This window comes from Telluria sp. AIW5 (genome assembly GCF_056680575.1).
This window is the reverse complement of sequence record NZ_CM155289.1, coordinates 2000656-2022212: the sequence shown is the minus strand read 5'-3', so window position 1 is coordinate 2022212 and position 21557 is coordinate 2000656. Positions and strand designations below refer to the sequence as shown.

Sequence of the window (21557 nt, the reverse complement as noted above, 5' to 3'; positions counted from 1 at the left end):
GAACCACCGACCTGCAAAACCGGTTTCAATGCGGCCACCGTGACGCGGCCCTCAAGCGTAGGCGGCGCAAAAGCCGCCGATACCTTGCCTCCCGGGTACAGCCGCCCACCCTACGCAGGCAAGTCTATACCGTATAATCAAGCTTTTCGCCCCGCGGCATGCTTCACCACGACATGCGTGGCAGGCTTGCCGGGCATTCTGGAACCACCAATGAAGGTATTTCGCGGACTTCCCAACGACGCGGCGCGTGCACCGTGCGCCCTTACCATCGGCAATTTCGATGGTGTCCATCGTGGCCACCAGGCCTTGCTGGCGCGCGTCCGGGCGGCAAGCCAGGCGCTGGGACTCGAAGCGGCGGTGATGACCTTCGAGCCGCACCCGCGCGAATATTTTGCACGCCGTAGTGGCGATCTCAGCCGCGCACCGGCGCGCATTGCAAACCTGCGCGACAAGCTCGAAGACCTGGCCACCGCCGGCATCGACCGCGTCATCGTCGAACACTTCAACGAACAGTTCGCCTCGATCTCCCCCGAGGATTTCACCCAGCGCGTGCTGGTCGACGGCCTGCACGTCAAATGGCTGATGGTCGGCGACGACTTCTGCTACGGCGCCAAGCGCGCCGGCAATGTGGCGATGCTGATGGAAGCCGGACGGCGCCATGGCTTCCACGTCGAGACCCTGCCTACCGTGCGCCAGGGCGACCAGCGCATCTCGTCCTCCGCCGTGCGCGCCGCGCTGGCGGCAGGCGATTTGCAGGCGACCGGCGCCCTGCTCGGCCACCCGTACGCGATGTCCGGCCATGTGATCCACGGCGCCAAGCTCGGCCGCACGCTGGGCTTTCCAACGCTGAACCTGCGCGTCGCGCACCGCCCTGCGCTGCAAGGCATCTATGTGGTCCAAGTCCACGGCCTGGCCGCCCAGCCGCTGCCGGCCGTCGCCAGCCTGGGCGTGCGCCCCACGGTCGAGGATGCGGGAAGGATGCTGCTCGAGGTGCACGTCTTCGATTACGACCGTCCCTGCTACGGCAAGCTGGTGCGCGTCGAGTTCCTGGAAAAACTGCGTGACGAGGAAAAATATGTCGACCTCGACACGCTCACCGCCGCCATCCATCGCGACGCCGAACAGGCCCGCGCCTGGTTCGCGCACCATATCCCGCACCTCGATCCGCGCAGCAGTGGCAGTAGCAGCGCCCGTGCCCGCGCCTTGAGCGCCACCGACCGAATTTGACGCGCGACGGCATCGTTCCCCGCGCGGCTGCGCTGACACCAGCGCCAGCCCTTACCTGCATTCCCTTACCGAAGAAATATATGTCCGAAAACAGCAAACCCGTCCAGAATGCGCCTGCCCAGAAGGCAGCCAAAAAGCCTGAAAGCAAGTACCCAGTCAACATGACCGACACCCCGTTCCCGATGCGCGGCGACCTCGCCAAGCGCGAGCCGGGCTGGGTCAAGCAATGGCAGGACAAGCAGATCTATCACCGCATCCGCAAGGCCGCCAAGGGCCGCCCGACCTTCGTGCTGCACGACGGTCCTCCGTACGCAAACGGCGATATCCACCTCGGCCACTCGGTAAACAAGATCCTGAAGGATATGGTCGTGAAATCGCGCACCATGGCCGGCTTCGATGCGCCCTATGTTCCGGGCTGGGATTGCCACGGCATGCCGATCGAGATCCAGATCGAAAAACTCTACGGCAAGAACTTGCCGACGGCCGAAGTGCTCCAGAAAGCACGCGCCTACGCGCTCGAGCAGATCGACCGCCAGCGCGCCGGCTTCATCCGTCTCGGTATCCTCGGCGAATGGGAAAACCCGTACATGACGATGGCCTACGGTAACGAGGCCGACGAGTTGCGCGCGCTGGGCACCCTGCTCGAGAAGGGTTATGTCTACCGCGGCCTGAAGCCGGTGAACTGGTGCTTCGATTGCGGCTCGGCGCTGGCCGAAGCGGAAGTCGAATACCAGGACAAGCGCGACCCGGCGATCGACGTCGGCTTCCCGTTCGCGGAAGAGGAAAAACTGGCGGCCGCCTTCGGCTTGCCATCGCTGCCGACGATGAACGGCTTTATCGTGATCTGGACCACGACTCCGTGGACCATCCCGTCGAACCAGGCGCTGAACGTCAATCCGGAAGTGACCTACGCCCTCGTGCAAACCGAGCGCGACGGCCAGCCCCTGCTGCTGATCCTGGCGCAAGACCTGGTCGAATCCTGCCTGGCTCGCTACAAGCTCGAAGGCAAAGTGATCGCCACCACCACCGGCGAGAAGCTGGAAGGCCTGCGCTTCAAGCATCCGCTGCATGCTGCCGATCCGTTCTACGACCGCCTGTCGCCGATGTACCTGGCCGACTACGTGACGACCGAAAGCGGCACCGGCGTGGTCCACTCGGCTCCGGCCTACGGCCTGGAAGACTTTATCTCGTGCAAAGCGCACGGGATGCAGGATGACGACATCCTCAAGCCTGTCATGGGCGACGGCCGCTTTGCAAGCACGCTGCCGCTGTTCGGCGGCCTGACGATCTGGGAAGCATCGAAGCCGATCTGCGCCGCCCTGACCGACGCAGGCGCCCTGTTCGAACTGAAAATGTTCGACCACAGCTACATGCACTGCTGGCGCCACAAGACCCCGATCGTTTATCGGGCAACGAGCCAGTGGTTTGCCGGCATGGACCTGACGCCGAAGGACGGCGGCCCGACCCTGCGCGAAACGGCGCTGGCCGGCATCGCCAGGACCAAATTCTTCCCGGACTGGGGCCAGGCGCGCCTGCACGGCATGATCGAAAACCGTCCGGACTGGACCCTGTCGCGCCAGCGCCAGTGGGGCGTGCCGATGGCTTTCTTCATCCACAAGGAAACCGGCGAGCTGCACCCACGCACGCCCGAGCTGCTGGAGCAGGTGGCGAAACTCATCGAGCAGAACGGCATCGACGCCTGGCAGGCGCTCGACCCACGCGAGCTCCTTGGCGACGACGCCGACATCTACGAAAAGAACAAGGACACGCTCGACGTCTGGTTCGATTCCGGCGCCACGCACCAGACCGTGCTGCGCGGTTCGCACGCCCAGCAGTCGACCTTCCCGGCCGATTTGTACCTGGAAGGCTCGGACCAGCACCGCGGCTGGTTCCACTCGTCCCTGCTGACCTCGTCGATGCTGAACGGTACCCCGCCCTACAAGGCGCTGCTGACCCACGGCTTCACGGTCGACGAGCACGGCAAGAAGATGAGTAAATCGCTCGGCAACACGATGGCACCGCAGAAGATCTCGGACACCTTGGGCGCCGACATCCTGCGCCTGTGGGTGGCCTCGACCGATTACACGGGCGAACTGGCGATCAGCGAAGAGATCCTGAAACGCGTGACGGAATCGTATCGCCGCATCCGCAACACGCTGCGCTTCCTGCTCGCGAACACCTCGGACTTCGACCACGCCAAACATGCCGTGCCCGTGGCGCAGATGCTCGAGATCGACCGCTATGCGATCGCGTCGATGGAGCAGCTGCAGAAGGACATCGCCGCCCACTTCGAGCGCTACGAGTTCCACCCGGTCGTGTCTCGCCTGCAGAACTACTGCTCGGAAGACCTGGGCGGCTTCTACCTCGACATCCTGAAGGACCGCCTGTACACGACCGGTGTCGATTCGCCGGCACGCCGCTCGGCGCAGACCGCGCTCTGGCACATCGCGCACGCACTGCTGCGCGTGATGGCGCCGGTGCTGTCGTTCACCGTCGAGGAAGCCTGGGCCGTGTTCGCGGGCGAGCAGGCCTGGCTTGAGTCCGACGAAACCATCTTCACGCAGACGCTGTGGACCTTCCCGGAACTGCCGGATGCCGAAGCGCTGCTGGCCAAGTATGCGGCCCTGCGTGAAGTGCGTGCAGATGTGACGAAGCAGCTGGAAGAAGTGCGCGCCTCGGGTGCGATCGGTTCCTCGCTGCAGGCCGAGCTGACGATCAAGGCCGCAGGCGCCAGGCACGATCTTCTGGCGAGCCTGGACGACGACCTGAAGTTCGTCTTCATCACCTCGCAGGCAACGGTCGAGCAAGCGGCCAACGAAGCCGAGGAAGCCGTGCAGGTGACGCCGTCGGAAGCGCCGAAGTGCGAGCGCTGCTGGCACTACCGCCGTGACGTCGGCCACAACCACGAGCATGCGGGCCTGTGCGGCCGTTGCGTGAGCAACCTGTTCGGCGCCGGCGAAGCACGCCGCTTCGCGTAATCCAACCAAGGCCAACCGCCATGCCGCCACCAGCGGCATGGCGGTTTCTACGTCCGACCTTCGATCCCATGGCAACCAAAAAAAAACCAAGCATCACCACCGTCCATAAATCAGGCGCCGGCATCGGCGCCTGGCTCGGCATCGCCTTCCTCGTCGTGCTGGTCGACCAGCTGACCAAGATCACGATTTCCAAACTGTTCAGCTACGGCGAAACGCTGCCGGTCACCAGTTTCTTCAACCTGGTGCTCGTGTATAACCCGGGCGCCGCCTTTTCCTTCCTGGGCAACCAGGGCGGCTGGCAGCGCTGGTTCTTTACGGCGATCGCGCTCGGCGCCATCGGCTTCATCCTCTACCTGTTGAAACGCCACGCCGGCCAGCGCCTGTTCTGCTGGGCCCTCGCCCTGATCCTGGGCGGCGCCCTCGGCAACGTGATCGACCGCGTCGCCTATGGCCACGTCATCGACTTCCTCGACTTTTACTTGCGCGGCTGGGGACACTTCCCGGCCTTTAACGTCGCCGACATCGGCATCTCGGTCGGCGCCTTCCTGTTCATCGTCGACGAACTGCGGCGCGTAAATAAACATTAACCCCGAGCATTAACCCTGAGCAAGGAGTGCGGCATGGACCTGCAAGGTAAAAAAATCGTCCTCGGCCTGTCCGGGGGAGTTGCCTGCTACAAGGCGGCGGAGCTGTGCCGCGCGCTGATCAAACAGGGTGCGCAGGTACAGGTCGTGATGACCGATGCCGCTACCCATTTCATCGGCGCGGTGACGATGCAGGCGCTTTCGGGAAATACCGTCTGGCTCGACCAGTGGGATCCGCGCATGCCGAATAACATGGCACACATCGACCTCACGCGCGGCGCCGACGCCGTGCTGGTCGCGCCCTGTTCGGCCGACTTCATCCGCAAGCTCGCGCACGGGGTATGCGACGACCTCCTCTCGACGCTGTGCCTGGCGCGTCCGCGCGGCGTGCCTTTGCTGGTCGCGCCGGCCATGAATGTCGAGATGTGGCAAAACCCGGCCACCCGGCGCAACGTCGCGACCTTGCGTGAAGACGGCATCGGCATCTTCGGCCCGGGAGCCGGCGAGCAGGCCTGCGGCGAGACCGGCCTCGGACGCATGCTGGAGCCCGAGCAGCTGCTGGAGGAACTGATCGCCTCCTTCCAGCACAAGATCCTGTCCGGCAAACGGGTGCTGATCACGGCCGGGCCTACTTTTGAGGCGATCGATCCGGTACGCGGCATCACGAACCTGTCGTCGGGCAAGATGGGCTATGCGATCGCCCGCGCCGCGCGCGAAGCCGGCGCCGAGGTGACGCTGGTGTCGGGCCCGACTGCCCTGGCGACGCCGCACGGCGTGCGCCGTATCGACGTGCTCTCGGCCCAGCAGATGATGGATGCCGTCATGGCGGGTGTCGAAGGCCAGCACGTGTTCGTCGGCGTCGCCGCGGTGGCCGACTGGCGCGTGGCGAACGCCAGCGACCAGAAACTCAAAAAACAGGAAGGCGGCGGCGCGCCCCAGCTCGAATTCGTGCAGAACCCCGACATCCTGGCCTCGGTCGCGGCGACCACCTCGCTGTCGGGCTGGCCCTATTGCGTCGGCTTTGCCGCCGAGTCGGAAAACCTGGTCGCCTACGGCGCCGCCAAGCGCGAACGCAAGGGCATCCCGCTGCTGGTCGGTAATATCGGCCACCACACTTTCGGCCAGGACGAGAATTCGATCGTCCTCTTCGACGAACACGGCCATACCGTATTGCCGCGCGCCGACAAGCTGACGCTGGCGCGCCAGCTGGTATCCGAAATCGGCAAGCGCCTTGAACAGCGCTCGCTACTGACCTAATGATTGAACACGCATGAAAACCATCGATATCAAAATCCTCGACCCGCGCATGAAGGAACTGCTGCCGGCCTATGCTACCTCCGGCAGTGCCGGCCTCGACCTGCGCGCCTGCATCGAAACGCCGCTGACCCTCGAGCCCGGCCAGACCGTGCTGGTGCCGACTGGCCTCGCGATCCACGTGGCTGATCCGGGCTACGCGGCGATGATCCTGCCGCGCAGTGGGCTCGGCCATAAGAACGGCATTGTCCTCGGCAATCTGGTAGGCTTGATCGACTCCGATTACCAGGGCCAGTTGATGGTCTCGACCTGGAACCGCGGCAATCAAGCCTTCACGCTGCAGCCGCTGGACCGCCTGGCGCAACTGGTCATCGTGCCTGTCCTGCAGGTGGGTTTCAATGTCGTCGAAGAGTTTGCATCGAGCGAACGGGGCGCCGGAGGGTTCGGCAGCACCGGAAAACAATAAAGAATAATAAGGAGGACCATGATTCGCATTGAACGTCTGCGCCCGGCCGCGCTGGCCGCTGCCACCGCCCTGCTGCTGGCAGCCTGCGGCACGCAAGCCCCGCTGCGCCAGCCCGGCGCCACCGGCCCGATTACGGAAACCCCGCAAGGCACGCCGCTCACGCCGCAAATGGCGGCCGCCGCCGATACGCTGACGAAAATGGCGGCTTTGCAGGACCGCCTGTACCGCGTCGCGGCCCCGCTCCTGATCGACAATGCCGAACTGTGCGCGAAACACGCGCGCAACCTGCTCGGCTTCACTGCGAAGAACCGCCACTCCTATCCGGGCGTCTACAACGAGGCTGCACACGTGGCCTTCGGCATGGACGAACGCCTGCAGGTCACCGGCGTGCTGGCCGGCAGCGGCGCCGCCAAAGCCGGGCTGCGCATGGGCGACGGCCTCGTGGCCGCGGCGGGCAAGCCGCTGCCGACCGGCCCGCACGCGCTGTCCGGCGCCAGCGCCGTGTTCGGTCCGATCGTCGCCTCGCAGCAGACCCTGCCGCTATCGATCGAACGCGACGGCCGCGCGCGCGATCTCAGCATTCCCATCACGCGCGCCTGCGGTTTCGGCATCGAGCTGGGCAACGGCGACAACGTGAACGCCTACGCGGACGGCGCGCGCATCATGGTCACGCGCGGCATGCTGGGCGTGACGAGGAGCGACGACGAGCTGGCCTATGTGCTGGCACGCACGATGGCGCACAACATCCTCGACCATCCGAAGGCGCAGCGCAACCAGGCCACGCTCGACAGCGTGATCGACAACCTGACGCGCATGAGCCCGGACACCGGCATGCTGAACGGCAGCGCCGGCATCAAGGCCATGCCATCGAACCTGGACGCGGCGGCCGACCGCCTGGCGATCTTCCTGCTGGCGCGGGCCGACTACAACATCGAGGGTGCGCCGGCGTTCTGGAAGCGGTTTGCGGCATCGTATCCGGCCAGCGTGGCGAATGGCTTTACGGCGAATCACCCGTCGACCGCGGCGCGGCTGACCGCGATGGAGCTGGCGATCGAGGATGTGAAGGCGAAGAAGAGTTCGAAGAAGCCGTTGACGCCGTAAGGTCTTGCAGGGTGGGCGCCCCGCGCCCACGCCGTTACGGACGGGTCCTTGCACCCGCGGCCGTCGCCGATCGCTCGTAACGCGTCTGGCATACGTGTCGAGCGATATTTTAGGCCGCAGGTGCAAGCATACGCCCATACGCGTGGGCGCGGGGCGCCCACCCTGCAAGACCCGTACCGCACAGGTCCGCGACTCCCACCCCGCCGGCGCCGCCCGCGCTTTTTTTGTATCATTGACACCCCTCACCAGCAGCGCCCGCGCAGACCATGGACAGCCTCGACCTCGACGTACTCAAGACCGCAGCAAGCTGGCTCGATGGCGGCCACCGCTGCCAGCTGGTCACCGTCATCAAGACCTGGGGCTCGAGCCCGCGCCCGATCGGCGCCACCCTGGCCGTGCGCGAGGATGGCCGCGTCATCGGGTCCGTCTCCGGCGGCTGCATCGAGGATGACCTGATCGAGAACGTGCGCGCCCGCGGCATCGCCGGCGATGCCCGCCCCCACATCGTCAGCTACGGCATCAGCGCCGACGACGCGCACCGCTTCGGCCTGCCCTGCGGCGGCACCATCGAGCTGGCGATCGAACCATTAAGCAGCACCAGCGGCCTGCGCGAACTCTTGCAGCGCCTCGAAGGCGGAGAGCTGCTGGAACGCCGTCTCGACCTGGCCAGCGGCGCCGTCACCCTGACGCGCGCCGCGCCGGGCGCCGTGCTGCGCCTCGAAAACGAGGCACTGCACACCCTGCACGGCCCGCGCTGGCGCCTGTTCATCATCGGCGCCGGCCCCCTGTCGCGCTTCCTGGCGCAAGTGGCGAGTGCCATGGATTACCGCGTCATCGTCTGCGACCCGCGCGAGGAATACCGCGCCGACTGGAATGTGGCAGGCGTCGAACTCGTGCACACCATGCCGGACGACCTCGTGATCGAGGCGAAGCTCGATGCGCGCAGCGCCGTCGTGGCGCTGACCCACGACCCGAAACTCGACGACCTGGCCCTGATGGAAGCCCTCAAATCCGAGGCCTTCTATGTCGGCGCGATCGGCTCGCGCCTGAACAATGCGCGGCGCCGGGAGCGCCTGAAACTGTTCAACCTCTCCGACGAAGAGCTCGACCGCCTGCACGGCCCGATCGGCCTCTACATCGGCAGCAAGACGCCGTCCGAGATCGGCATCGCGATCCTGGCCGAGATGACGGCCATCAAAAATGGCGTGCCGACCGCGATGCTGGTGCCGCACGCGGCCGCGCCGCAGCCGGCCACCACAGACGCCTGCGCCCGCTGATCACGCGAGGAAAAAACAGGATGCGCGCCGAAGCGCCGTGTGCGACCATGCGCCTCCGCTTACCTGATCGACCATGAACACATCCAACTTCCTGCGCCTCCTGCTGCTGGCCGCCATCTGGGGCGGCTCCTTCCTCTTCATGCGCATCGGCGCACCTGTGATGGGGCCCGCCTTGCTGATCGAATACCGGGTGCTGTTCGCGGCCCTGTTCCTGGCGGCCGTCGGTCTGGTGCTGCGCAAGCGCCTCGACCTGCGCGCCAACTGGAAGCATTACCTGATGCTGGGCTTTTTCAACTCGGCGCTGCCCTTCCTGCTGTTCGCGTATGGCGCGCGCACGCTGACGGCCTCCGTGCTGTCGGTGCTGAACGCGACCGCGCCGATGTGGGGCGCGCTGATTGGCGCGCTGTGGGCACGCCAGCCGATCACGCTGCGCAGCGGACTCGGCCTGTTGCTGGGCACGGCGGGCGTCGCCTTGCTGGTCGGTTTCGATGACGTTGCCACGCGTCCCGGCGCCGGCATCGCCGTGGCGGCGGCGCTGGCCGCGGCCCTGTGCTACAGCATCGCCAGCCTGTACGCGAAATCGGCGAAGACGGTCGAACCCTTCGCCAACGCCCACGGCACGATGTGGGCCGCGACCCTGTTCGTGCTGCCTGCGCTACCCTTCTTCCCGTCGCCCGGCACCGCGACCCCGGGCGTGTGGGCGGCGGTGCTCGCGCTTGGCGTGCTGTGCAGCGGCATCGCTTACCTGATCTATTTCCGCCTGATCGCCGAAGTCGGCCCGACCTCGGCGCTGACGGTCACCTTTTTGAATCCCGTGTTCGGCATCCTGTGGGGCGCGCTGTTCCTGGGAGAGGCGGTCGGCTGGCATACCCTGGCCGGCGCGGCCATCGTGCTGGTCGGCACGGCCTTGGTGACGGGTTTCGTGCCGCGCTTCGGCCGTGCGGCCCCGGCTGCAAGCAGGCCATGACGAAGCAGCTGCTGTCGATTGCGCTGCCCGGGTCCTACCGCAGCGCCGACGTGCTCGCCTTTCATGCGCGCGATGCCGAGGGGGTGGCCGAACAGGTCAGTGGCGAGCGCATCCGCAAGGCGGTGCTGCTGGATGGCGTGCCGGTGCTGCTGGATGTTGAACTTGCCCCGGATGCAGCCCAGTGCCGTATCGAGGCCGATGGCGGCCTCGACGCATCCACGCTGGCCCTCGCGCACGAAGCGCTGCGCAGCATCCTGGCGCTGCGCATCGATCCGGCGCCGTTTGCTGCCTTCGTGCGCGACGACCCCGTGTTCGGTCCGCTCGTGGCGCGCCAGCCGGGATTGCGCATCGTCCAGTCCGCCACCGTTTTCGAAGCGCTGACCTGGGCCATCATCGGCCAACAAATCAATTTACCGTTTGCCATCAGCCTGCGGCGGACCTTTATCGAACAGGCGGGGCGGCAGCATAGCGACGGACTGTGGTGCTATCCGGAAGCGCGCGATGTCGCGCGGCTGGAGGTGGAGGCGCTGACCGGCCGCAAATTTTCGCGCGCCAAGGCCGAGACCCTGCTGCGCGTGGCGCGCATGGCGGCCGAGGGCGAGCTGCAGCTGGCGCAGGACGACGATCCGGCGCGGGCCGGGGCGGCGCTGCTGGCGATCAAGGGGATCGGGCCGTGGACCGTGAATTACACCTTGCTGCGCGGCTATGGGTACGCGGATTGTTCGCTCGAGGGCGATGTGGCGGTGCGCGGGGCCTTGGGGCGGCTGCTGGGGGAAGCGCAGAAGCCGGACCAGGCGCGCACGCAGGCATGGCTGGCGGGGTACAGGCCGCATCGGACGATGGCTGCGGCGTATTTGTGGGCGAGTCTCAGCCAGCCGGCGGGGTGAGAGCGGCGCACGCCAGCGCGGTAGCGGCCGGCAAGCGCGCTCACGCCCAGCGCGGCACGCCCTCGAGCTGCTGCGCACCCTCCCCCGAAAACCGGATCAACTCGGACAGCGGCACCGTCGCCAGGTTCTCGCTGCCGTAGTGCCCGCCCAGCGCGCTGGGGATTTTGAGGCAGTAGGTGCGGTCGTCCGTGAGCGGCCCGAGCGTGGTCTCGGCCAGGTGGACCACGTCCGGCATGTACCAGTCGTTCAGGAAATCCTGGTTGTAGGAGAGCGCGTCGAGCGCGGCGCGGTCCTCGGCCACTGGTTCGCAGCACAGGTCTGGCGGACGCAGGCGCCAGTAGCTGCCGTCGGCGTCGCGCAGGATCAGATTGCCGAAGGAATTGGCGCCCAGGATTTCCACGGCCCGCAAGCCCATCCAGCCCCAGGCGTCGTTGATGTCTTCAACAGTAATCATGGTCGAATCCGCTAAGTAGGCGTTGGACGTGTCGGCGCGTGCCATGGAATCGCTCCATGACCGGGCCACCGATAGTTGGACAACGCCGAGTTCGGCAAGTGCGGTCAACCTGCGCTCGCCTTGATGCGCGTCGAGCCAGGCAGGGGGAACCAATACGAAAAGGCCGCTGACTCTTTCGAGTCAGCGGCCTTCAGTATTCTGGTTGCGGGGACAGGATTTGAACCTGTGACCTTCGGGTTATGAGCCCGACGAGCTGCCAGACTGCTCCACCCCGCGTCTGTGAAACGAATTATATACGGATTCAGCCAATTAGGCAAACCCAATGCCGGCAGCAGCGACGATTGACCCGCTCAATAGCGAACGAGCAACACTGCTGCCGAGGCGGCGTGGCGGCACAGCCGCCCGATTCGGGTGTAAAGTAGCCGGATATTCATTCTCCCCATCCTCTATGAACTTTTGTTCCGAGTGCGGCCACGCGGTTGCACTAAGCATTCCCGAAGGCGACAACCGGCCGCGCCATGTGTGCGCGCAGTGCGGCACGATTCATTACCAGAACCCGAAAATGGTCATCGGCTCCATCCCGGTGTGGGAGCACGAAGGCAGCGTGCAAGTGCTGCTGTGCCGGCGCGCGATCGAGCCGCGCCATGGCTACTGGACACTGCCGGCCGGCTTCATGGAAAACAGCGAGACCACCAGCGAGGCCGCGGTGCGCGAGACCGAGGAAGAAGCCGGCGCGCACATCGAAATCGGCAAGCTGTTCACGCTCCTGAATGTCGCCCACGTGCACCAGGTCCACATGTTCTACCTGGCGCGCCTGGTCGACCTCGACTTTGCGCCGGGCATCGAAAGCCTGGAAGTGCAGCTGTTCTCCGAGCGCGACATCCCCTGGGACGAGCTCGCCTTCCCGACAATCCGCACAACGCTGGAACTGTTCTTTGCCGACCGCGTCAAAATGCGTGAGGGAGTCTCCGGCACGTATGGCGTGCACAGCCACGACATCAAGCGCTCGATGATTGCTCCACGCGAACCAGACTGACCTGCGAGAGCCGCCCATGATTCCCTGGCTTGATGCGCATACGCCCTTTCCCGACGTATCCGAGGCGCTGACGATGGACGCGCCCGGCCTGCTCGCGGCCGGCGCCGACCTGTCGCCGCAGCGCCTGCTGCTGGCCTACCAGAACGGCATTTTCCCCTGGTTCTCCGAAGGCCAGCCCATCCTCTGGTGGAGCACCGATCCGCGCATGGTGCTCTATACCGATGACTTCAAGGTCAGCGACAGCCTCAGGAAAACCCTGCGCCGCGTCGAACGCAGCCGCACCGGCGGCGGGCGCTGGCAAGTACGCTTCGACAGCGATTTCGAGGCCGTCATGCGCGCCTGCGCGGCCCCGCGCAAGGATGGGCCGGGCACCTGGATTTCAGAAGACATCATCGACGGCTACACGGGCCTGCATGCGCTCGGCTATGCGCACTCGTCCGAAGTCTGGGTTGACGGCGAACTGGTCGGCGGCGCCTACGGCGTCTGCATCGGCCGCATGTTCTACGGCGAATCGATGTTCGCGCGCGTGTCCGACGCCTCCAAGGTGGCGCTGGCCTACCTGGTCGCCTTCCTGCGCAAGAACGGCGTGCGCATGGTCGATTGTCAGCAGGAAACAGGACACCTGGCGTCGCTGGGCGCCGCGCCGATTCCGCGCGCAGTCTTCCTGCAGCATTTGCGCGCGGCGATCCGCGAACCGGCGATCGGACCATGGGAACCGGTTGCACCGTTTATCGCTTAACTGTGCGCGCGCCGCTTTCGTTAGAATAAGGCCATCACGTCGTCCCGAGAGTTCTGCATGACGCACCTTAATGACCTGCCCTTCTCCACGCTGCAGTTCTACACGACGGCCCCGTATCCGTGCAGCTATCTCGACGCACGCCAGGCGCGCTCGCAGGTCGCCACGCCCTCGCACCTGATCAACGCGGACGTGTATTCCGAACTGGTGAAGAACGGCTTTCGCCGCAGCGGCATCTTTACCTATCGCCCGTATTGCGACGGCTGCCAGGCCTGCATCCCGGTGCGCGTGCGCTGCAACGAGTTCACGCCGAACCGCACCCAGCGCCGTGCCTGGAAGCGCCATGGCGACCTCTCGGCAATGGTCGCCAACCTCTCGTTCTCGGACGAGCACTATGCGCTCTACCTGCGCTACCAGACCACGCGCCACGTCGGCGGCGGCATGGACCAGGACAGCCGCGACCAGTACGCCCAGTTCCTGCTGCAAAGCCGGGTCAACACGCGCCTCGTCGAATTCCGCGAACCGGACGGCACCTTGCGCATGGTGTCGATCATCGACGTCCTGTCGGACGGCCTGTCTTCCGTGTACACCTTCTTCGATCCGGACGTGCCGGGCGCTTCCTTCGGCACCTACAACGTGATGTGGCAGGTGGCGCAGGCGCGCGAACTCGGCTTGCCCTTCGTCTACCTCGGCTACTGGATCGAGCAGAGCCCGAAGATGGCGTATAAAATTAATTTCCGGCCGCTGGAGGCGCGCATCAGCGGCACCTGGGGCATCCTCGACAGGTAAGGGTCCTGCGCACGGTACACGCATGTACAATACTGCGACCCCATTTTCGAGCGCTCCATGTCCGACAAATTCCTGTACACCCTCGCCCGGCCCCTGCTCTTCACGCTGCCTGCGGAAACCGCCCACAACCTGACCCTGCCGGCCCTGCGCAGTGCCGCCCAGCGCGGCGCGACCGGGATGTTCAAGAAGCCCGCGCCCGACCCGCGCACCGTCATGGGCATTACGTTCCCGAACCCGGTGGGACTGGCCGCGGGCCTGGACAAGGACGGCGCCTACATCGACGGCCTGGCCGCGCTTGGTTTCGGCTCGATCGAGATCGGCACCGTAACGCCGCGCGCGCAGGCGGGCAACCCGAAACCGCGCATGTTCCGCGTGCCGGCCGCGCGCGGCATCATTAACCGCATGGGTTTCAATAACGGCGGCGTCGACGCCTTCGTCGCGAATGTGCAGGCTTCGCGCTATTACCAGGAAAAGCAGGGCGTACTCGGCCTGAACATCGGCAAGAACGCCGATACCCCGATCGAGCGCGCCGCCGACGACTACCTCGAATGCCTGCGCAAGGTCTATCCATACGCGAGCTACGTCACGGTCAACATCTCGTCGCCGAACACGAAGAATTTGCGCCAGCTCCAGGGCGCCTCGGAACTGGACGCCCTGCTGTCGCAGCTGAAGGCCGAGCAGACGCGCCTCGCCGACCAGCACGGCCGTTACGTGCCCCTGGCCCTGAAAATCGCACCCGATATCGACGCCGAGCAGATCCGCAACATTGCCGGCGCCCTGCTGCGCCACAAGATCGACGGCGTGATCGCGACCAACACGACCCTGAACCGGCGCGACGTCGAGCAGTACCGCCATGGCAAGGAAACCGGCGGCGTCTCGGGCGCACCGGTGTTCGACCTGTCGAACATCGTGATCCGCGCGATGAAGAAGGAGCTCGGCAACGCGATCCCGATCATCGGCGTCGGCGGCATCCTGTCGGGCCGCGACGCACAAGAAAAAATCGCCGCCGGCGCCCAGTTGGTGCAGCTGTACAGCGGCTTGATCTACCGCGGCCCGTCCCTCGTGCGCGAGTGCGCCGACGCGCTGCGCGCAAAGGAGCCAATAAGGAAATGAGCATGCAACGCAAACAGCTTGGACGCAGCAACTTGCAGGTGTCGAAGGTCTGCCTCGGCACGATGACCTTCGGCGAACAGAATACGGAGACGGACGCGCACCGCCAGCTCGACTACGCGGTCGAGCGCGGCATCAACTTCATCGACACCGCGGAGATGTATCCGGTGATGGGCCGCGCCGAGACACAAGGCGCGACCGAGCGCTTCATCGGCAGCTGGCTGAAGTCACGCGGCCGCCGCGACGACCTGGTGATCGCCTCGAAGATCGCCGGGCCGAATCCGAACATGGCCTATATCCGCGGCGCGGCGCACGACCTCGATGCAGCCAACGTGCGCGCGGCCGTCGAGACGAGTTTGCAGCGCCTGCAGACGGATTACATCGACCTCTACCAGATCCACTGGCCGAGCCGCAACCTGCCGATTTTCGGCGCCAACCGCTTCGATCCGACGCGCGAGCGCAGCAGCGTGCCGATCGAGGAAACGCTGGGCGCGCTGGGTGAGCTGGTCAAGGCCGGCAAGATCCGCGAGATCGGCGTGTCGAACGAGAGTTCGTGGGGTGTGAGCGAATACGTGAAGCTGGCCGAGACGCGCGGCCTGCCGCGGATTGCGACGATCCAGAATTTATACAACCTGACGGCGCGCTTTTTTGAAACCTCGCTGCTGGATGAGACTTGCTTCCGGTCGGATGTGAGCCTGCTCGCCTACAGCCCGCTCGCCTTTGGGCAGCTGACAGCGAAATACCTCGATGATCCGAAGGCGCATGGCCGGCTGACGATCTTCCCGGCGAACTGGAGTCCGCGTTATGTGCGGCCGGAGGTGCTGGAAGCCACGCGCCAGTACGCGGTGCTGGCGCGCGAGAATGGTTTGACGCCGGCGCAGATGGCGCTGGCCTGGTGTTATTCGCGCTGGTTCGTGGGGTCGACCATTATCGGGGCGACGACGCTGGTGCAGTTGAAGGAGAACATCGATGCGGCGGAGATCAGTTTGTCCGCCGAGGTGATGGCGGGGATTGATGGGATTCACCAAAGAATAACGAATCCCGGCCAATAGCGACTTCGTATGCTACTGGGCTGGCATTCAAGCATTGAATGCGTCCAGCGCGATCCTGGCCGCTCGTGCGATGATGTCGCTACGCGCGTCGGCGTCCTTGGCCGCCTGACGGGTATAGATGGCAAGCACGATCGGGGATCTGCCTGGTGGATAGATCACAGCGACGTCGTTAGCGCTGCCGTAGGCGCCGGTGCCGGTCTTGTCCGCTACCAGCCAGCCGGCCGGCACGGCAGCACGTATCCGGTTGTCGCCCGTGGTATTCGCCAGCATCCAGTCACGCAACTGGCTTTGCCGGGCCGGCGTCAGGCCGTCCAGCAACAGCAGCTTCTGGAGCGTGCGCGCCATGGCCAGCGGGGTCGTCGTGTCGCGTTCGTCACCCGGGATGGCGCTGTTGAGCTCGGTTTCCCAGCGATCCAGGCGGAAGCGCCGATCGCCCAGCGCGCGCGCGAAGCGCGTCAGCCCGGACGGACCGTCCAGTTCGCGCATCAGTGCGTTGGCGGCGGTGTTGTCGCTGTACTGCAGCGCGGCGGCGCACAGGTCGGCCACGCTCATGCCGCCGCCGGCATGCTTGGCGGTGACCGGCGAATAGCTGGCGAAACGGTTTTTGGGCAGGGCCAGCCGTTTGTCGAGCAGGCCTGGGGTACTGTCGGCGCGCGCGAGGATGGCGGCCGCCAGCACCGCCTTGAACGTGCTGCACATCGGGAAGCGCTGGTCCTGGCGATAACCGGTCGACCGCCCGGTCGCGGCGTCGATGGTGGCCACGCCGAGCTCGCCGTTCAGGTCGCGTTCGAGGGCAGCGAAGCCGGCGTTCCCGGCCGGCGCATTGGCGGCGGCAGCAAATGGCAGCGAGGCCAGTGCGAGCAGGAGGTGGCGGCGGGTCGGTGAAGGCATCATGGCGTGGATTGGACTCATAAGAAGGACGTATTCGCTGAACGATTCGGTGAAAGGAGTGGCACATGAAGCCACCGGGGACAAGGCAGGCGTGGCGATTACCTCGGACTGGCGTCACTCGATCTTCCTTACGAAGCCCACATAGATCCGCTGTGCGACGAAATGATCGAATCCGGCCTGGCGGAATGTGCCCGTGACTGTCCGATAGGTGCGCTTGCTGCCATCGAAAACATCGTTGGCGTTGACCGTCAGGCTGAGCGTCCTGGTCAACCGGTGCTTCCAGCTCAAGTTGAGACTGCTGGTCGCCCCGTATCGGCCGAGCGGTGTGATTCCTCCCGATTGGCCATGCGCGTCGACCGACAGGTCGTCTGGTCCGACGCTGTACGCTGCCCTGAGGTTGATATAGCCTGAGACACCGTCCTGTCGCACATGACCAGGGAGGTCGGGCGTGTCGAGCATCACGCGATAGGCGCCGCCGTCCATGCCCAAACGCAGCGTCGCATCAGGCGTCCACTCCACCGAGCCTGTGATGCCAGCCGAGCGCGCCCTGCCCCCATTCTGCCGGGAGGTGACAAGTACGTTGTCGGTGGCAAAACTGCGTGCATCGGTCACCGTGTCCGTGCTGCTACGGTAGAAGGCAGCCACATCGCCGCTCAGATGTGCGCCCTGCGCGTTGGTGCCGATCTCCCATGAGGTGAGGCGCTGCGGCTTCAGGCCGGGATTGCCGCGGCTCAGGTTTTGCGCATCGACATAGGTGGTGAACGGATTGAGATCGCGCGGATCGGGCATCTGGAGACTGCGGCGATAGCTGAGCGTCAGGTCGGCCCTGTCGCTGGCGGCATAGGCCAGGTGAAGGCTGGGATTGAACGCCTGCCAATGCGCTGCCGGCATGAAACCCATGAAACCCTGCGCCGGACGCACCCGAAGCGCCATGCGCTCGGCCCGTCCACCCAACAGCACTTCCCATTTCCCGTGCCTGATCTTGTCGGTCAAATAGGCAGCGCTGACCGTCGTCGTCACGGCATAGCCATTGGTCGTAGCAGGATCGGGCCTCTCGGCCCCTGTCACGCGATCGACGGACGCCTGATAGTTGTAGAGGTCGTCGGTCTTGTCCTGGGTATCGAGGCCCATGCCCCACTGTCCGTGTTCCGACAAGCCGGTCCAGTCGAGCGTGGCCTGGGTCAGGCGGCGCGCCGACCTGGTAGCGCCGCGGCTGTAGTCGGTGGCGAGCGCCGGTGCGACGAAGACGTCGCGGTAAGACTTGTCGATCAGGCCGATCGTATCGCTGCGCTGGACCATTGCCTTGAGCGCCCCGCCATCGCCCTGGTGGCTGTAACTGAGGCTGGCGCTGTCGTCGGACTGCTCGTTGGGTCCGTCGGAAATACGATGAAAGACGGTGCTGGCGGCGCCCGTACGGTTCTCGTTCAGCACGTCGAACAGCGGGCGCGACTGGCGGCTGTTATGGCGCGCCGCCAGGCTGAGGGTGTCGAAGCCGCCCAGGGCGTAATCGACGCCCAGTGCCGCAGTTTCGACGACGCGATGGACGAATACCTCCGACGCCTGCCGCGATTGTCCGGACTGGCCGTTGAGAGGATTATTCCAGTCGGTTTCCGACTGGCGGAATTTCTCCGTACCGTCATGGCGCAACGCCAGGTTGCCATGTACGCTGACATTGTCCCTGGCCCAGCCGCCCGACGCACCGATATTCCACAGGTCGTGGTCCGAGGCGCTTCCCTGTATCTGCGCGTGTGCGCCAGGCCTGCGGTTTCGCTTCAATACGATGTTGAGGATCGCACCGCCATTGGCCTGATAGGCAGCGGATGGATTCGTGATGACTTCGATGCTGGCAATGTCGGCGCCGCTCATGGTCTGTAGCGCCACTGCCCGCTCCTCGCTCGACCCCGACATCATCGCCGTCGGCTTGCCATCGACCAGGACCGTGACCTGGGGGTTTCCCTTGACTGCGATGTTCCCGTCGGCCGTCACCGATACCTCGGGTGTCGATTGCAGAACGTCCTGGCCACTGCCGTTTGCCGCCCTGGGCATGGCCGAAACATTGTAGACAGTCTTATCGACCTTTTTGACGACTGGCTCTTTCTTGGCCGTGACCATCACCGTCGCGCTTTCCTGGTCTTCAGCCTGCGCCTGTACCGGCAGCGCGACAAGCCCGAACAGGATGACCGTGAGTGTCGTCCCAGGCAGCCAGCTTCCCGGACATGGCAATACATGAACCGGGCTGGTGGGCAGGGCGTGAACGGATCTGGGCAGGCGCATGGTTTCCGGCAGTGCGTAAAAGGACGATTCACATCGCGCCCCGTGCCAGCCTGGAGCATGTGGCGGGTTACATTGTGACCAATGACGTAATCATGCGACATTTGTCACACACCGTCAAGCGGTCTTGCCGATGCATCGGTCAGGATCCGGATTGCTTGACTATTTGTGACATCCGTCGCATGCTGGCGATGTTAGTCGCAAAAGAGAGCCCGCCATGTCTGTCCCCTTGATTACCGAACTCAGCCTGCTCAAGGCCTTATGGCGCCAACAGCCCCTGAGTGCGCGTGAAATCCACGAACGCGTCCAAGACGAGCTCGGCTGGTCGTATTCGTCCACACGCAAGACACTCGAGCGCATGCTGGACAAGGGCATGGTTGCGCAGCACGTGCGCCATGGCGTGCAGGTGTATGAAGCGATGATGGAAAAAGTGGATACCCTGGCCGCCTTTGCGCATGATTTCGGCAAGCGCGTGATGGAAATCGACACGCCGCTGCCGGTGGCGATGTTCACCGGCAGTAAGCTGGTCGACGAGCAGGAGCTGGCCCAGCTCGAGCAATTACTGCAGGACTGGCCGGACGACGCGGACGAGACCCGGTGACGCCGCTCGACATCGCGCTGGCGCAGCTGCTGCTCGCTGCCGCAGGCTCGCTGCTGGCCGGAGCTGCGGTCTGGGGTGCGGTGGTGCTGTGCCGCAGGGGCTTTCCCGCGCTCGCCCAGCAGCGCTCGCTGTGGCTGATGGGCCAGGCGGCGGTGGCGGCGGTGTTCGTCGCGATGCTGCTGCCGACGACCGAGCGCCTGCGGGTCGTGCCCGTCATCGAGCTTGGAGAGGGTGCCGCGCCACATGCTGCTGCAGCACCCACGTCGCCGTCGGCAAGTCCGGCGCCAACGGCCGCGCCGGCGCCGAGCCTGACGTCCCCCTCCCTGCATGCATGGTTGCGCGGTGCGGGCCGCGCCTGGCTCGTGCTCTACCTGCTCGGTCTCGGTCATGCACTGTTCCGCTGGCGGCGCGCCCAACGCTTGCTCGATGCGCTGGGCGCCAGCGGCGCCCAGCTGACAGCGCTCGATGGACATGCCGGTTTCACGGGGCAGCCGAACGTGGCGCTGCCAGCCGTGATCGAAGTCGACGCACCGATTTCCCCGATGCTGCAAGGCCTGTTCAAGCCGCGCCTGCTGCTGCCGCGCCACCTGCGCAGTGTCGATCCACTGCAGCAGCAGCTGATCGTGGAACACGAATTGACACACTGGCGCCGCCACGACCTGCGCTGGAGCGCGGCCGCCCTCGCACTGCAGAGTCTGTTCTGGTTCAATCCCTTCATGCGCATGCTGCGCGCGCGGATGGGCTGGGCGCAGGAATTCGGCTGCGACCGCGATGTGTTGCGCGTCCGGTCGCCCGGCGAGCGCAAGGCCTATGCCGCGGCGTTGGTCGGACAACTGAAGCTGCAACGGTGCCCGGCCGGCATGGCGCTCGCATTCGGCGCCAGCGGCGAGCCGACCCTGACCGCACGCATCAACCTGATACGCGCACCGACAGCGGCCCGGGGCGCCTGGTCGCGCTGCGCCGCGCTCGGCAGCCTGGCGGCCGTGGTATGCGCCAATCTGGCGCTGCAGCCGGCGCTGGGCTGGCATGTCGGGGGCGTCCCGGATGGCCGCGGGCAGCTGATGGCGCATGCCTGGCCGGGAACGGCGTCGGGACCATCGGCGGCGCTCGACTGCACGATCATGGCCGATGCTGCGAGCGGCGCCGTGCTGGTGCGCGAAGGCGGCTGCGATGAGCGCGTAACGCCCGCCTCGACTTTCAAGATCGCCATCAGCCTGATGGGCTTCGACAGCGGCGTGCTGCGCGACGAACACACGCCCTACCTGCCGTACAAGCCGAGCTATGCCGCCAGCAATCCATCCTGGCGCCATGACACCGATCCGGCCGGCTGGCTGCGCGAATCGGTCGTCTGGTATTCACAACAGGTGACGTCGCGGCTGGGCGCCGAACGCGTGCGCAGCTATGTGCAGGCGTTCGACTACGGCAACCGCGCGCTCTCCAGCGTCCCGGGCGTGGAGGATGCGCTCGCGGTCTCGGAGCTGAGCCCCACGCTCAGGATATCGCCGTTTGAAGAGACCGTGTTCCTGCGCAAGGTGGTCAACCGCAGCCTGCCGGTATCTGCCCACGCCTACGAGATGACCGCTCGCCTGCTCAAGCGGGAGACGCTGACGAACGGCTGGGAGGTCTACGGCAAGACCGGCACGGCGCCCGCACTGCTGCCGGACGGCAGCGCGGACGAAACGCAGCATATTGGCTGGTTCGTCGGCTGGATCAACAAGGACGGCCGCACGCTGGTGTTCGCGCGCCTGTTGCAACACCGGGTAGACAGCAGGTACTTCGGCGGCGCGCAAACCCGCGATGCCTTCCTGGACGAGCTGGCGCGGCGCGCGCTCTGATCCGGCGGCCGCCCTGTTGATCCATCCACCGACAACCATCG

Annotated in this window: 19 protein-coding genes and 1 tRNA gene; 16 read left to right on the top strand and 4 right to left on the bottom strand. The window is 65.5% G+C overall.

Going from position 1 to position 21557, the window contains the following annotated elements:
* Positions 1 to 210 precede the first annotated feature (210 nt).
* The 9 genes from AC1MEM_RS08935 to AC1MEM_RS08895 all read left to right on the top strand — a co-directional run bounded on the left by AC1MEM_RS08935 (position 211) and on the right by AC1MEM_RS08895 (position 10741).
* Positions 211 to 1227 (top strand): bifunctional riboflavin kinase/FAD synthetase, encoded by a 1017-nt coding sequence (locus AC1MEM_RS08935; protein WP_499476698.1) that lies wholly within the window; start codon positions 211 to 213, stop codon positions 1225 to 1227.
* An 80-nt stretch (positions 1228 to 1307) separates the two neighbouring features.
* Entirely contained in the window at positions 1308 to 4205 is a 2898-nt protein-coding gene (gene ileS / locus AC1MEM_RS08930) for an isoleucine--tRNA ligase (protein WP_499476697.1), read from the top strand.
* 68 nt (positions 4206 to 4273) lie between these two features.
* The gene (gene lspA, locus AC1MEM_RS08925) at positions 4274 to 4792 is read left to right on the top strand and encodes a signal peptidase II (protein ID WP_499476696.1); all 519 of its coding nucleotides are present in this window, start codon (positions 4274 to 4276) and stop codon (positions 4790 to 4792) included.
* A gap of 33 nt (positions 4793 to 4825) precedes the next feature.
* On the top strand, positions 4826 to 6046 hold the full coding sequence (gene coaBC / locus AC1MEM_RS08920) for a bifunctional phosphopantothenoylcysteine decarboxylase/phosphopantothenate--cysteine ligase CoaBC (protein WP_499476695.1): 1221 nt from the start codon (positions 4826 to 4828) through the stop codon (positions 6044 to 6046).
* Between the two features lie 13 nt (positions 6047 to 6059).
* A complete protein-coding gene (gene dut / locus AC1MEM_RS08915) occupies positions 6060 to 6509 on the top strand; it encodes a dUTP diphosphatase (protein WP_499476694.1) in 450 nt (149 codons plus the stop codon).
* Between the two features lie 18 nt (positions 6510 to 6527).
* The gene (locus AC1MEM_RS08910) at positions 6528 to 7610 is read left to right on the top strand and encodes a M48 family metallopeptidase (protein WP_499476693.1); all 1083 of its coding nucleotides are present in this window, start codon (positions 6528 to 6530) and stop codon (positions 7608 to 7610) included.
* A 266-nt stretch (positions 7611 to 7876) separates the two neighbouring features.
* On the top strand, positions 7877 to 8887 hold the full coding sequence (locus AC1MEM_RS08905; RefSeq protein ID WP_499476691.1) for an XdhC family protein: 1011 nt from the start codon (positions 7877 to 7879) through the stop codon (positions 8885 to 8887).
* A gap of 73 nt (positions 8888 to 8960) precedes the next feature.
* Positions 8961 to 9854: a DMT family transporter gene (locus AC1MEM_RS08900; RefSeq protein ID WP_499476690.1), complete on the top strand. Its 894-nt coding sequence runs from the start codon at positions 8961 to 8963 to the stop codon at positions 9852 to 9854.
* Complete coding sequence (locus tag AC1MEM_RS08895) at positions 9851 to 10741, top strand: DNA-3-methyladenine glycosylase family protein (RefSeq protein ID WP_499476689.1); 891 nt, start codon at positions 9851 to 9853, stop codon at positions 10739 to 10741. The genes AC1MEM_RS08900 and AC1MEM_RS08895 overlap by 4 nt, the downstream gene beginning before the upstream one ends.
* Before the next feature lie 40 nt (positions 10742 to 10781).
* Here the strand turns inward: AC1MEM_RS08895 and AC1MEM_RS08890 are convergent, their stop codons facing one another.
* The gene (locus AC1MEM_RS08890) at positions 10782 to 11195 is read right to left on the bottom strand and encodes a T6SS immunity protein Tdi1 domain-containing protein (RefSeq protein WP_499476687.1); all 414 of its coding nucleotides are present in this window, start codon (positions 11193 to 11195) and stop codon (positions 10782 to 10784) included.
* A gap of 199 nt (positions 11196 to 11394) precedes the next feature.
* Positions 11395 to 11471: transfer RNA gene (locus tag AC1MEM_RS08885), tRNA-Met, on the bottom strand.
* 172 nt (positions 11472 to 11643) lie between these two features.
* Between AC1MEM_RS08885 and AC1MEM_RS08880 the strand changes: the two genes are divergently transcribed.
* Genes AC1MEM_RS08880 through AC1MEM_RS08860 form a run of 5 tightly spaced genes read left to right on the top strand, consistent with a single transcriptional unit; the run spans position 11644 to position 15918 of the window.
* Complete coding sequence (locus AC1MEM_RS08880; RefSeq protein ID WP_499476686.1) at positions 11644 to 12231, top strand: NUDIX hydrolase; 588 nt, start codon at positions 11644 to 11646, stop codon at positions 12229 to 12231.
* A 16-nt stretch (positions 12232 to 12247) separates the two neighbouring features.
* The gene (gene aat / locus AC1MEM_RS08875) at positions 12248 to 12970 is read left to right on the top strand and encodes a leucyl/phenylalanyl-tRNA--protein transferase (RefSeq protein WP_499476685.1); all 723 of its coding nucleotides are present in this window, start codon (positions 12248 to 12250) and stop codon (positions 12968 to 12970) included.
* Positions 12971 to 13027: 57 nt separating this feature from the next.
* Positions 13028 to 13756, top strand: a complete 729-nt coding sequence (locus tag AC1MEM_RS08870) for an arginyltransferase (RefSeq protein WP_499476683.1) — start codon at positions 13028 to 13030, stop codon at positions 13754 to 13756.
* A 57-nt stretch (positions 13757 to 13813) separates the two neighbouring features.
* Positions 13814 to 14869 (top strand): quinone-dependent dihydroorotate dehydrogenase, encoded by a 1056-nt coding sequence (locus AC1MEM_RS08865; RefSeq protein ID WP_499476681.1) that lies wholly within the window; start codon positions 13814 to 13816, stop codon positions 14867 to 14869.
* Positions 14870 to 14871: 2 nt separating this feature from the next.
* Positions 14872 to 15918 (top strand): aldo/keto reductase, encoded by a 1047-nt coding sequence (locus AC1MEM_RS08860; RefSeq protein ID WP_499476680.1) that lies wholly within the window; start codon positions 14872 to 14874, stop codon positions 15916 to 15918.
* 27 nt (positions 15919 to 15945) lie between these two features.
* On the opposite strand, the gene bla is transcribed toward AC1MEM_RS08860, so the two are convergent.
* Both bla and AC1MEM_RS08850 read right to left on the bottom strand, forming a co-directional pair.
* Positions 15946 to 16812 (bottom strand): class A beta-lactamase, encoded by an 867-nt coding sequence (bla, locus tag AC1MEM_RS08855; protein WP_499477607.1) that lies wholly within the window; start codon positions 16810 to 16812, stop codon positions 15946 to 15948.
* A 111-nt stretch (positions 16813 to 16923) separates the two neighbouring features.
* Positions 16924 to 19083 (bottom strand): TonB-dependent receptor, encoded by a 2160-nt coding sequence (locus AC1MEM_RS08850; protein WP_499476678.1) that lies wholly within the window; start codon positions 19081 to 19083, stop codon positions 16924 to 16926.
* Positions 19084 to 19297: 214 nt separating this feature from the next.
* On the opposite strand from AC1MEM_RS08850, the gene AC1MEM_RS08845 reads away from it, so the two are divergent.
* A complete protein-coding gene (locus AC1MEM_RS08845) occupies positions 19298 to 19681 on the top strand; it encodes a BlaI/MecI/CopY family transcriptional regulator (protein WP_499476676.1) in 384 nt (127 codons plus the stop codon).
* On the top strand, positions 19678 to 21516 hold the full coding sequence (gene blaOXA, locus AC1MEM_RS08840) for a class D beta-lactamase (RefSeq protein ID WP_499476675.1): 1839 nt from the start codon (positions 19678 to 19680) through the stop codon (positions 21514 to 21516). The genes AC1MEM_RS08845 and blaOXA overlap by 4 nt, the downstream gene beginning before the upstream one ends.
* The last annotated feature ends 41 nt before the right edge of the window (positions 21517 to 21557 follow it).

Coding starts and splice junctions, on each gene's coding strand:
- AC1MEM_RS08865 (WP_499476681.1), top strand. CDS start 13,814: ATGTCCGACAAATTCCTGTACACCCTCGCCCGGCCCCTGCTCTTCACG.
- dut (WP_499476694.1), top strand. CDS start 6,060: ATGAAAACCATCGATATCAAAATCCTCGACCCGCGCATGAAGGAACTG.
- AC1MEM_RS08850 (WP_499476678.1), bottom strand. CDS start 19,083: ATGCGCCTGCCCAGATCCGTTCACGCCCTGCCCACCAGCCCGGTTCAT.
- aat (WP_499476685.1), top strand. CDS start 12,248: ATGATTCCCTGGCTTGATGCGCATACGCCCTTTCCCGACGTATCCGAG.
- AC1MEM_RS08890 (WP_499476687.1), bottom strand. CDS start 11,195: ATGATTACTGTTGAAGACATCAACGACGCCTGGGGCTGGATGGGCTTG.
- lspA (WP_499476696.1), top strand. CDS start 4,274: ATGGCAACCAAAAAAAAACCAAGCATCACCACCGTCCATAAATCAGGC.
- AC1MEM_RS08900 (WP_499476690.1), top strand. CDS start 8,961: ATGAACACATCCAACTTCCTGCGCCTCCTGCTGCTGGCCGCCATCTGG.
- bla (WP_499477607.1), bottom strand. CDS start 16,812: ATGATGCCTTCACCGACCCGCCGCCACCTCCTGCTCGCACTGGCCTCG.
- coaBC (WP_499476695.1), top strand. CDS start 4,826: ATGGACCTGCAAGGTAAAAAAATCGTCCTCGGCCTGTCCGGGGGAGTT.
- AC1MEM_RS08870 (WP_499476683.1), top strand. CDS start 13,028: ATGACGCACCTTAATGACCTGCCCTTCTCCACGCTGCAGTTCTACACG.
- AC1MEM_RS08845 (WP_499476676.1), top strand. CDS start 19,298: ATGTCTGTCCCCTTGATTACCGAACTCAGCCTGCTCAAGGCCTTATGG.
- AC1MEM_RS08860 (WP_499476680.1), top strand. CDS start 14,872: ATGCAACGCAAACAGCTTGGACGCAGCAACTTGCAGGTGTCGAAGGTC.
- AC1MEM_RS08910 (WP_499476693.1), top strand. CDS start 6,528: ATGATTCGCATTGAACGTCTGCGCCCGGCCGCGCTGGCCGCTGCCACC.
- AC1MEM_RS08895 (WP_499476689.1), top strand. CDS start 9,851: ATGACGAAGCAGCTGCTGTCGATTGCGCTGCCCGGGTCCTACCGCAGC.
- ileS (WP_499476697.1), top strand. CDS start 1,308: ATGTCCGAAAACAGCAAACCCGTCCAGAATGCGCCTGCCCAGAAGGCA.
- AC1MEM_RS08935 (WP_499476698.1), top strand. CDS start 211: ATGAAGGTATTTCGCGGACTTCCCAACGACGCGGCGCGTGCACCGTGC.
- AC1MEM_RS08880 (WP_499476686.1), top strand. CDS start 11,644: ATGAACTTTTGTTCCGAGTGCGGCCACGCGGTTGCACTAAGCATTCCC.
- AC1MEM_RS08905 (WP_499476691.1), top strand. CDS start 7,877: ATGGACAGCCTCGACCTCGACGTACTCAAGACCGCAGCAAGCTGGCTC.